The organism is Levilactobacillus angrenensis, assembly GCF_003946085.1.
GTDB lineage: Bacteria > Bacillota > Bacilli > Lactobacillales > Lactobacillaceae > Levilactobacillus > Levilactobacillus angrenensis.
On the sequence record NZ_RHOB01000054.1, the window covers coordinates 1 to 2,529 of the forward strand.

At 47.3% G+C, this 2,529-nt stretch carries 2 protein-coding genes and 1 rRNA gene; 1 reads left to right on the forward strand and 2 read right to left on the reverse strand.

What is annotated here, in order from left to right; translation table 11 throughout:
- Positions 1 to 639 precede the first annotated feature (639 nt).
- Complete coding sequence (locus tag EKM83_RS13080) at positions 640 to 1,260, reverse strand: GNAT family N-acetyltransferase (RefSeq protein ID WP_125577974.1); 621 nt, start codon at positions 1,258 to 1,260, stop codon at positions 640 to 642.
- 145 nt (positions 1,261 to 1,405) lie between these two features.
- On the opposite strand from EKM83_RS13080, the gene EKM83_RS13085 reads away from it, so the two are divergent.
- Positions 1,406 to 1,936, forward strand: coding sequence for a TetR/AcrR family transcriptional regulator (locus EKM83_RS13085; protein WP_125577976.1), 531 nt, complete (start codon positions 1,406 to 1,408; stop codon positions 1,934 to 1,936).
- 448 nt (positions 1,937 to 2,384) lie between these two features.
- On the opposite strand, the gene rrf is transcribed toward EKM83_RS13085, so the two are convergent.
- Positions 2,385 to 2,501: ribosomal RNA gene (gene rrf / locus EKM83_RS13090) — 5S ribosomal RNA — on the reverse strand.
- Positions 2,502 to 2,529: the final 28 nt, after the last annotated feature.

Here is a 2,529-nt window from a genome sequence, read left to right on the forward strand (position 1 = left end):
ATGTGCTTGAATAGCTCATCGATTGTTGTTACATTTTTAAAAGCGAATTGACTTCGCAAATATTGTTTGGGTTTGATACCAAGTATCAAACCGCCCTACACATATTTGGTTTGTCGAAACAATGTTCAGTTTTCAAAGGTCTACCATGTTATCCGCTCTCGCAGACAACTTAATCATCATATCATTTAACTGATTTGATGTCAATAAGAAATTTTAAATCAAATTTCTTATCGTTTGCCGCCCTAATGAAGCAGCTCAATTAATATACCATTTTAGCAAACTACTTGTCAACAAGTAATTTAACTTTTTAAATTAATGAACTGCTCTGTAAAAGTCAGCTTAGATAATATACCATGTATTTTACCTAGCTGTCAACAAAAATACAAAATTTATTGCGACTGTCAATTAACCGCCGTTCTACAAGACCCTGGTAAAGGAGGTCGCCGTAACGCCGAACAACTAGGCTAACCAGCTAAATTCGTTTCCGGCTGTGTCTACCAAAGGCGTTGGCCCCATCGCTTGTAAGCTACTCCCTCTACCCTTAACCGTCCAAAAGTCTATCCCCCATCTCCATTAAAAAATAGGAGATACTACTCTACTCAGCCGGTGTCCCCCACTCACCAATGGCCACGTGCCGCGCTAAATCAGTCGCGTTAGCTGCCAATTAAAAACCACGCCCGCTGAACACTTAACCTGGCGTTTGCACACAACTTGAAAGCCCTGCCCACGATAATAAGCCACGTTGCGGTGAGTGTTCGTCACTAACGTCAATTGGCGGGCCCCGGCTGCCTTAGCTATCGGCACAAGTTGCTGCTGTAACAATGCCGTTCCAATTCCCCGCCCCTGAACGGTAGGATCAACCGCAAAGTAAACCAATGTCCAGGTGCCCTCATCAGGCTGCCCCATCCCATCTGCCTGTTCAATCTCACGTAACCGACTTTGACGATGCCGTAAGTACGGCCAAACTAACCGCAGTCCGCCGCAGCGCAGATCATCCCACCAGGTCACCTTAACCGTTGGCGCAGCTAAGACACCAATCGCCACTGGTCTTCCATGCTCTTCGGCCACAACAATTTGTCCTTTGTGCCAGTAACTACGTAGTGCCATCGTAAAATAGTCGTCCAGAAATTGGCAGTAGCCGCCAGTCTTTTGAAATGCTGGACAAAAGGCCATCGTAAACGTCGGATAATTTTGAAATGCCCGGGTCATCAACCGCACAAGCCCGCTTAAGTCTGAGCGAACTGCTGTCCTAAATTTCATTTACTCTCTTCCCCCTTGAATTAAATGCATGACTGTATAGTTGTGTACTATACTCGACATAACCTTAAATTCTAAGCACAATTTGGTGTGATATAGCCATTTCTGGACAGTCACTCCCAAATTGACCATAACTGGAGGGAGTCTATTGGATCGACGGACACGAAAAACGCAGATAGCCATTCGTACGGCGCTGATTACGCAGCTAAAAACACGGCCACTCACCAAAATTCGAGTAGCCACCATCATTGACCAAGCAGATATTTCACGGAGCACCTTCTACCTCCACTACGACGATATTTACGATTGCTACAACCACATGGTAGCTGAGGCGATTGACGGTCTCCTGGCAGCCTTGACCAAAACGTACCCCGCTGACAGTACCGCCAGCTTTGAGGACCTCGCTACTGCCAGCATCCACTACGTCGTGACGCATCGTGATCTTTTCTCCCTAATTACCCAATCGAACAACCCTCGTCCCCTCACCCAGCTTAAAGCACAACTGGTCACGAAGGTCCTGACGTTCGAACACCTCAGTCGCGAAAATCCACAAGACTACTACGATGTCGTCTGCTCGGTCAATGGCGTGATTGGCGTCCTCACCGAGTGGCTCGACCGGGGGAACATCTCGCAAGCCGAACTCATCGTCATCGTTACCAATATCATTTCACGTATTTAGGTGAAACCGCACCACCGTTTCAGACTCCTCATAAAAAGGACTATCCCCAGAGTAAGTCAGTCTGGGATAGTCCTTTTCTAATTGCTAACGAATCAGCTAACCAGCAGATTCAGCAGAGCTGGAAGTTCTTAAAATACAATGGTATTGCCAATTAAAGCAAGCCGATCTTCTATGCGCACTTAATCATGGCGGTTAATCACATTCCCGCGTACTCAGGCCATGATTGGCTCATCACCAATTCAATCGGTTCATTTCTGACGTTGGCATCGTCGCCAAGCTCCCCAGGTTAAGACAATGCATCACAAATGCTCATTTCCCAATGAAACGGCCCTGACCACCACCGTCATAGCCGTTTCGCCAGGTGGTGGTCGACCGCCAGTGCGTCTTCTCTCGTCCGCCACCTTATTTTTGGTACAAAAAAAGGAACCCTCACAGGGTTCCTTCAATCGCGTGGCAACGTCCTATCCTCGCAGGGGGCGATCCCCCAACTACTATCGGCGTGCTAAAGCTTAACTTCCGTGTTCGGCATGGGAACGGGTGTATCCTTTAGGCTATCGCCACCACACTATAAGAGAACTTATTCCCTCAAAACT

Excerpts from the sequence above, each read along its gene's own strand:
- EKM83_RS13080 (WP_125577974.1), bottom strand. The coding sequence starts at position 1,260 with ATGAAATTTAGGACAGCAGTTCGCTCAGACTTAAGCGGGCTTGTGCGG.